Origin of the sequence: Oceanospirillum maris DSM 6286, assembly GCF_000422865.1 — a bacterium.
Taxonomy (GTDB): Bacteria; Pseudomonadota; Gammaproteobacteria; order Pseudomonadales; family Halomonadaceae; genus Oceanospirillum; species Oceanospirillum maris.
The window spans coordinates 136714-145111 of record NZ_AUGW01000003.1 but is presented as its reverse complement, the minus strand read 5'-3'; the positions used below and the strand labels follow the sequence as shown (position 1 = coordinate 145111).

Below are 8398 nucleotides of genomic sequence, written 5' to 3'. Positions count from 1 at the left end.
ACCTGAGCATCTCTAAACAGCCCTCGATCTTAGAATCTGTAAAGATAGATTCTGTAACCTCCATTATACTTAGTTTACAAGAAAGGAATCTGACAAAATCAAACATAAAATACATGTTTGATTTCATCGCATCAAAATCAAACATATTTCCAGTTGAATAAACTAAATAGCAAATTTCTTTGATATCTTTCCCTCTTCCTCTCACTTAAACCGGTAGCATCTGCCCAGCTTTCACCTCCCGTAACGCTAAGTTAGAGCGAATAGCCGTAATTCCCGGTAAAATCCGCAGCTGATCACGGACAAAATTACCGTATTGTTCTAGGTCTTCCGCCACAATCTGTAAAATGTAGTCACAATCCCCGGAGACGTTATGGCAGCTCAGAATTTCCGGCATCTCGGCCATCTTTTCTTCAAACGCCATCGGGGCCTGTCCTGAATGATCACCAAAGGTTACTTGGGCAAAAGCAACCACGCCCATGCCTAATTTATGCCGATTTAAACGGGCCTGATAGCCTTCAATATACCCCTCTGACTCCAGCCGTTTTAAGCGCCGCCAGCAAGGTGTTTCACTTAAATGTAGCTGTTCTGCTAATTTGGCATTCGACAAACGCCCATCCTGCAGTAACAACTGCAAAATCCGTTTATCGGTTTCATCCAGACGCGTATTTGGAGGATTCATGTGATTCTCTATTTCAATATGAAAGATTCTTGCTAAAATATGGTAAAAGATAGTGGAGATAGCAATCTAATTCCAGCTTGAATGCAAGATAATACTCAACCGGTTAAATCGCTTTTTTCTGAACCACTTTTTCTAAACCGTTTTGACTAAACAAGAATCCAAGTGTAGGGATTATCTCATGCTAAGTCTGACCGAGCTTTCCATTTATATCATCACCCTCAGTGCCGCCTATATGTTGCCAGGGCCAGATATGGCGTTGGTAATGGCTGCCGCCTCTGGTAAAGGTTTTAAGCAGGCTATGGTAACGTCCATCGGCTTGTCCTCGGCCCGGGGATTACATGTGTTACTTTCCGGTGTTGGCCTTGCTGCCCTTCTCGCCACTCACCCAGATCTATTGCAGATTATTCAATGGATTGGGGCCGCGTATCTGCTCTTTATGGCTTGGAAGATCATTTCGGCAAAATCACTTTCTCAGCAAGAAGCTGCCTCAGAGCAGAAAAGCACCTCAGGACACGGTCAAAGCCAACAGGCTCGTCAGGCTATTCACCGTGGCTTTTTGACCAATCTACTAAACCCTAAGGCTTTGATGTTTTGTTCGCTGCTGCTGCCTCAGTTTATTCACCCGGAATCAGGCCCAGTGATCGTACAGTATCTCTATCTAGGGGTGCTTTTGGTGCTCGTAGGACTCGTATTTGATATGGCCGTTGCCGCCAGTACCTGCGCGGTAGCCTCTCGGGTTAAAGTCAGCCGCACAGGACAGATGGTTCAGAAGTTACTCTTCTCCGGCGTCTTTGTGGCAGGAGCTATTCGCCTAAGCTTGTCTGAATTGTAATAATGGCGGGTGAGCCTCTCAAAATATTAAGAAGCAAGAGGGGGTTCACCTCAATAAGCAAAAGGAGGTTCATCGGCGCAATTTCGTTCAATACAGCCCTATCCATATCACGCACACTCGGCGCTCTTCTAATATCAGATACGCACAAGTGAGGCAGTATGGAATTCTCAGCATTTTCATCAATGGCAATTTTTGCCTTGGTGGCATCAATTACCCCTGGGCCGGTTAACCTAGTCGGCTTGACCAGTGGCACGCGCCATCACTTATCGGTAGGGCTTTGGTTTGTTACAGGGGCTACCCTAGGCTTTGTACTACTGTTTATTGCAATAGGCTTGGGGCTGAACCAGATACTTCTGCGTTTCCCTGCGTTAAATCAAATTTTACAATGGGGTGGTATCGCATTTCTGCTCTATTTGAGTTGGATTTTACTACGAGATAATGGCGAGTTAGGGGCGGATTCAGAACAAAGTACAGATTATGCTCCCAGCTTTATGACTGGTGCCATTATGCAATGGCTAAATCCTAAAGCTTGGTTGGCATCGGCATCCGGCATCGCAGCTTACACCGACGGGCAGCATATTGCCGAGGTGCTAATCTTTGCAGGGCTTTACCTCCCTGTTTGCTGGTTTTCTCTGGCCAGCTGGGTTTTTGTGGGGGCCTTCTTGCGTCGTTTTGTTGATAACTCTGCCATTTTGCGGGGTATTAATCGCGTTTTAGCACTAATGTTACTGGCCAGTTGTTTGCTGATTATTCTGGGGTAGTACATATTGCAACAATGATTTATATCGGCTCTTTATAACATCAACCCTTGGCGATAGCGGTTTGGGGTCGCCTGTAGCACTTTTTTAAATACTCTTTGGAAATGGGGTTGATCGGCAAAGCCTGCGATTAATGCGGCATCAACAATAGGCATACCTTGTTTTAACGCTTGTTGCGCTAATTGCAGGCGGCGATTCACTTGATAAGCATGGGGGGTTAAACCGTAATGGCGTTTAAAGGCACGTATCAAATGGGTTGTTGTGACGCCTGCCTGTTGGCTTAGGGTCTCCAGAGGTAAGGACTCCTGCGGTTGATCATCAACCAAAGCCGCTACTCGCTCGATAACGAGGGAGATGGAGGCTATAGGGGAAGCGTCAACCACGCCTGAGGCCTGATTAAATAATACCTGTAACACATCGCTTAAACTTTTTTCTATTGATGCGGTTAAATAAAGCGCTGATGATGGTGCGTTTATGTCATCTTGTTTAGATACGGCATCTATTTGTGCTGGTCGAGTCGCCAGTAGTTTATAGATAAGCTCTGATACCGATGTAAATAGCCCTGAGTGATTCAGTAAGTTAATCGGGATATCCTGCCATTTTTGACTAGACTGCAAACCCATCTGATAGGCTCGATCTGCTAACCAAGCCGTATCAATATAAAACATTCCGTATGACCAAGGTTGATTATCAATGGCGCTACACGCATGGACTTGATCTGGATTCATAAATACTAAGCTACCTGCTTGAATCTGATGGAAGTGCGTCCCTGTGCCTTCTGCTGGTAGCTTTTGTACCTGATAGTAACTCTGTCCTGCCAAAATGACCCCCATCGACCACTGACGATGACTATGGGGCGCATAACATACTTTATGGCCATCCTTAATCACTCGCAGCTCAAGATAAGGAAAACGTGGATCCCGCCAGAAGACCGGCAGATTGTTTCTGGGAATTGGCATGTTTTTAAAGCTCACAGGTAAAGGCTGATCTAGCATAAAGAGAGTCGTTTATCGTGAAAACCCTAATAGATACCTGATAAATAAACCTTTTGTGCTAATAAAATTAATATCTCTGATAAATTTCACCAAGAAAATACACCTTTATAAGGCTATTCCAGTAAAATCATCTCAGGTAGACTAATCCATATATTTGCTGATTCAAGATTATTATTTGTCGATTTAAGACTATTATCTGTCGATTTAAGACTATAGAGAGCCTCTTTTGCTTATACCTCTGCCCGTTCAAAAATACTCTATTGCGATGCTTATAGCCCTAACAGGGTTGCTGTCTGGTTGCGCTTTTAATCAAGATAAGCAAACGCTTAATGCTATTCAGACCATGGATGCCAATATACATGTGCGTTTACAAACGTTAGAAACGCAGAATACCGAGCAAGCAGGGCAGCTTCAATGGTTGCAGGATCGATTGGCTGATACCGACAAAAGCCTAGCTCAATTGAAAAGCGATCAAAAGAAAATTGTTAGCTTGATGAAACAGAAAAAAGAAAAAAAGGTTGCCCCTGCAAAAACAGTATTACCTGCCCAAACGAACTTAGATAAAGTGATACTCGGTAGTAGAGAGTGGGTTTGGCTTGATGCCGCACAGGAAAGCTTTAAAGCCCGCATAGACTCAGGAGCCACCACCTCATCCATACATGCCGTTGACCAAGAACTGTTTGAACGTAACGGTAACGAGTGGGTTCGTTTTAAATTATCGGCTTCATCGCCTCGGGTTTCTATTGATAAGACCCGTGTAAAAGCGAGTGCAGGTCGTGGAAAAGGTTTTGAGAAGAGTCGTGAGGAAGAAAGTAGCCGGAAAGAAAGTAGCCGGAAAGAAAGAAGCCAGAAAGAAAAAAGTGGCGAGCCTGAAAATAATCAGACCGATATTGATGCTATAGGTGACTCAGAACGCAGCACAGAGCTGCATAGTGACAAGGCGAGCAACATTAAAGTGATTGAAGCTCCGGTTGTTCGTTGGGTTAGAATCATTCAAGCATCCTCTGATAAAGCTGAGCGCCGTCCTGTTATTGAAGCTTGGATTCAAGTTGGCGGATTACGGGAAAAAACAGAATTCACATTAGCTAATCGAGCGAATATGACTTATCCGATACTCTTAGGTCGTGAGTTTTTCAAAGATGTTGCTCTAATTGATGTGGGAAAATCTTATATTCATACCAAGTATCAAGCTCCAGAAAGTACCGTTGAAAGCGCCAGTGCGAACGAAAAAAAGGATGGCGACAAAAATAGAAAGGACACTGAAAATAAGGATGCGGAAGATAATAAAAGCTAACCTTTTAAGCCGTGCAGAAGATTCTTGCTAACCTAACATCGACTCGACAACGGAACTCTATGATCAATCGCCTACCCTTTTATCTGTTCGTGGCTGCATTAGTTGTTATCGGCCTTGCACTGAGTCTTTATCGTCACTCTGTTTATGGTGTGCCTTGGTTGCCCGGTGAATCCCGAGCACAATGGGAAGTTGAGGCTAGAATTGCATTTGATGCCACCGGTGACCCTGTTAAAGCATCTATGGCCGCGCCTAATAGCCAGCAGGGCTTTATCTTAATCAACGAGAGCACATCTTCTCAAGGCTATGGTGTTGCTTTGCAAGAGAATGAAGGTAAGCGTAGTGCTCAATGGGCAATACGGTCTGCTGAGGGAAAGCAGCTGATCTACTATAAAGCTCGCTTTTTAGTTGACCCTGATGCCGAATATACTATTTATCCGCCGCGCATCCCTACGCCACATGTTTTTGAAGAGCTACGCCAAACAGCCGCCCAAGCGTTATTGAGTGAAGCTTTTAAGCAATCTGCAGGCAATCTGACCTTAACCCGTGAGATTATTCGTCAGCTTAATGACCCAAAGAACCAAAATGCAGCGCTATTGCTTAACTCTATCAATCGAGAAGATGCCATTGTTAGTTTGCTATCTATGCGAAAAATACCGGCTCGTATCGTTGCTAGCCTCAAGCTTGAAGATGGTCGCCGTCGTCAAGTTATACGTCCTATGGTGCAGGTTTGGGATGCTAATAAATTGCGTTGGCAATTGTTCAATCCGATATCAGGAGCAGAAGGTAAACCCAGTAATCTACTGATCTGGAGCCACGATTATCACAGTTTGCTTGATGTAGTCGGAGGCCGCCAGTCTGCCATTAGCTTTTCGATGATTGCTCAAGATATTTCACCTCAGCAAGCGACCCGAGAGAAAATCGAAGCGGAAGATCTGCTTAACTTCTCAATTCACAGTTTACCAGTGGAAGAGCAGGCGATGTTTAAAACCATCATGCTGATTCCTGTCGGTGCTTTACTGGTGGTCTTTTTACGTATCATTGTTGGCCTTAAAACCTCTGGCACGTTTATGCCTGTACTGATTGCTGTTGCCTTTGTTCAAACGCAGTTACTCACCGGTATTATCGGTTTTCTGCTTATTGTTGGCACAGGGCTTATGATTCGCAGCTACCTATCTCGGCTTAATCTTCTGTTGGTCGCTCGTATCTCTGCTGTGATTATCGCGGTGATTTTAATTATCTCGGTCTTTACTGTTATCGCCTATCGCATTGGGCTACTTGAGGGATTAAGCATTACTTTCTTCCCTATGATTATTTTGTCATGGACTATTGAACGTATGTCAATTCTCTGGGAAGAAGAAGGTGCAAAAGAGGTGTTTATTCAAGGAGGAGGTTCACTATTGACTGCTATCCTCGTTTATCTTGCTATGACCTCAGAGCTGGTACGTCACCTCACTTTTAACTTTGTAGGTTTGCAGCTGATGATTTTGGCCCTAATCCTAATGCTAGGGAATTATACCGGTTATCGCCTTAGCGAATTACGCCGTTTTAAACCTCTGGCAGACCGTTAATATGGGTATTGGACACAGTATTAGCGCCCGTGTTAAGTGGCTTATGATGCCTTTTAGTCGCCATTTTTGTCGGCCAAAAAAGTTGCATCAACGCGGCATTTTAGGCATGAATAAACGCAACCATAGTTATATTGGTCGCTACAATGATCGCAGCAAATATCCACTGGTGGATGACAAGCTTAAAACCAAGTTTATTGCCCAGAGAGCTGGCGCGACAGTTCCTGAGCTTATCGGCGTTATTCGCAGCCAAGTGCATGTGCCTGAAATACATCAGATGGTTTCTGACTGGGGGGGCTTTGTCATTAAGCCCGCTCAAGGGTCGGGTGGGAAAGGTATTTTAGTGATCACTCACCACAAAGATGGGCGTTACTTTAAGGCATCAGGGGCTGAGCTTAATCAGCAAGATGTTGAGCGCCATATAACCAATACCCTTGCCGGTTTATTCTCGTTAGGCGGCAAGAATGATGTGGCCGTGGTTGAGAATCTGATTGAATTTAACGATAATTTTGTCGATTTTAGTTACGAAGGTGTACCTGATATTCGTGTGATTGTTTTTCAGGGCTATCCTATTATGGCGATGATGCGTTGCTCCACGGCAAGTTCGGATGGTAAAGCAAATTTGCATCAAGGGGCTGTTGGTGTCGGTCTGGATATTGCCACCGGCAAAGCCGTTCGGGCTGTGCAGCATAACCAACCGATTAGCCATCATCCCGATACCCGCCGCGCCCTAAATACCTTAGTTATTCCCGATTGGCAGCAGTTGTTATTGTTGGCAGCCAGCGCATGGGAGATGACAGGTTTAGGTTATATCGGCGCTGATATGGTGCTGGATAAAACCAAAGGCCCCATGGTGTTAGAGTTAAACGCCCGTCCTGGTCTTGCCATTCAGACCGCTAATGGCTGTGGTCTATTGCCAAGACTTCAAAAAGTTGAAGCCCTGAAGGCGCAGGGTGCTGCCCATGCAACAGCGGAAGAACGTGTTGCATGGTGCTTGCAGGCCTTTGCTACCTAAGATCAAGCGAGCACCTTTTTAAGAAAAGAGCCTCAAACTGAGCAATATTGTGCTGGGTGTAATCTAAAAAAGCCTGCATCGCTGGGGTTGGATGTTTTGCCTGAGGATGTACCACGCAGAAATCACGGCGTAACGGAAAGCCCTGTATATCGACGATATTCAGTTTGCCCAGCTCCAGTTCTGCAGTAATACTCAGTTTGGGTAAAACGCCTACGCCAAGCCCTGCTATCACGCCGTGTTTAACCGAGTCATTAGAACCTAACTCCATCGTAGGCTTAAATCTTAGCTTTTGCTGTTGGCAATGTTGCTCTAATGCCAGTCGACTGCCGGAGCCGGGCTCTCGTACCAAGAGTTGGCTGTCTAAAAAAGCTTGAGGGGTCACTTTAGACTTTGGGTCGGATAATAACGGATGACCCTCTGGCACGACAGGTACAAGCTCGTTATCTAGGAAAGGTAAAGATATCAGCGCACGATCCACGGGCACCATGCCCATAATAATCAGGTCATCATTGTTATCGTTTAAGCGCTGTAACGCTGTCGCACGATTGACGACCTTAACGCTGACATTGATTTGAGGATGCAGATCTAAAAAGCCCTTCAGCAAGTAAGGCACCATATATTGCGCTGTGCTGACGGCCACTAGGCGCAGCTCCCCTGCTACATTTTCCTTTAGTGCCCCTAAATCTGATTGCAAGTTAGAGAGTTCGATAAAAATGTGTTCAATACTGTCGGATAAACGCTCGGCAGCCGCTGTACTAAAAAGCCGTCGTCCAACATATTCAAACAAAGGTTGGTCAACCGCTTGCTCTAGCTGTCTAATTTGGCTACTGACTGCGGGTTGTGTCAATCCCAGTAGTTGCCCGGCTTTGCTGTAGCTACTTTGTTCGTAAACGGCTTGAAAAACCTGGAGCTGACGAAAGGTCAAACGACCTGTTAGTTTGTGTACCGAGAGAGGCATGCATCACCTATTCCTATTTTCATTAGATCTATTCCTGTTTCCATTAGATCTACTCCTATTACCATTAAATTTATCGGTTAAGCCTGTTAAGTCAGGCTAGTTGGTCGAATTTTATCTATAAGTAATAGGTTATAGGTAAACGAAAAAATATCAATTTTACCTTATCGTGATCAGCCGTTAACCTTGCCGCAGATCTTAGGGCGGCCCCTTAAGACAGCGGTCAAAGTATCAGGTTTCTTTGCGGTTTAGGGTTTAGCGACTTACTGACAAGAGCCTTTTACTTCGACCCGCGCTAATCTTTA

Annotated in this window: 8 protein-coding genes; 5 read left to right on the top strand and 3 right to left on the bottom strand. The window is 45.0% G+C overall.

Annotated elements, in window-relative coordinates; translation table 11 throughout:
- Window positions 1-205 precede the first annotated feature (205 nt).
- Window positions 206-679 (bottom strand): Lrp/AsnC family transcriptional regulator, encoded by a 474-nt coding sequence (locus G517_RS0100645; RefSeq protein WP_028302787.1) that lies wholly within the window; start codon window positions 677-679, stop codon window positions 206-208.
- 178 nt (window positions 680-857) lie between these two features.
- Here G517_RS0100645 and G517_RS0100640 point away from each other — a divergent pair, with 178 nt between their 5' ends.
- Window positions 858-1511 (top strand): LysE family translocator, encoded by a 654-nt coding sequence (locus G517_RS0100640; protein ID WP_036589974.1) that lies wholly within the window; start codon window positions 858-860, stop codon window positions 1509-1511.
- 158 nt (window positions 1512-1669) lie between these two features.
- Window positions 1670-2272 (top strand): LysE family translocator, encoded by a 603-nt coding sequence (locus tag G517_RS0100635; RefSeq protein ID WP_028302785.1) that lies wholly within the window; start codon window positions 1670-1672, stop codon window positions 2270-2272.
- 32 nt (window positions 2273-2304) lie between these two features.
- On the opposite strand, the gene G517_RS0100630 is transcribed toward G517_RS0100635, so the two are convergent.
- Entirely contained in the window at window positions 2305-3228 is a 924-nt protein-coding gene (locus tag G517_RS0100630; RefSeq protein ID WP_028302784.1) for an AraC family transcriptional regulator, read from the bottom strand.
- A 262-nt stretch (window positions 3229-3490) separates the two neighbouring features.
- Between G517_RS0100630 and G517_RS20830 the strand changes: the two genes are divergently transcribed.
- From G517_RS20830 to G517_RS0100615, 3 genes are all read left to right on the top strand, one after another.
- A complete protein-coding gene (locus tag G517_RS20830) occupies window positions 3491-4558 on the top strand; it encodes an ATP-dependent zinc protease family protein (protein ID WP_028302783.1) in 1068 nt (355 codons plus the stop codon).
- Window positions 4559-4620: 62 nt separating this feature from the next.
- Window positions 4621-6126, top strand: a complete 1506-nt coding sequence (locus G517_RS0100620; RefSeq protein WP_211224212.1) for an inactive transglutaminase family protein — start codon at window positions 4621-4623, stop codon at window positions 6124-6126.
- A gap of 1 nt (window position 6127) precedes the next feature.
- Window positions 6128-7138, top strand: a complete 1011-nt coding sequence (locus G517_RS0100615; protein ID WP_425413763.1) for an alpha-L-glutamate ligase-like protein — start codon at window positions 6128-6130, stop codon at window positions 7136-7138.
- On the opposite strand, the gene G517_RS0100610 is transcribed toward G517_RS0100615, so the two are convergent.
- Entirely contained in the window at window positions 7131-8096 is a 966-nt protein-coding gene (locus G517_RS0100610; RefSeq protein ID WP_028302780.1) for a LysR family transcriptional regulator, read from the bottom strand. The genes G517_RS0100615 and G517_RS0100610 overlap by 8 nt on opposite strands.
- Between the last annotated feature and the right edge of the window lie 302 nt (window positions 8097-8398).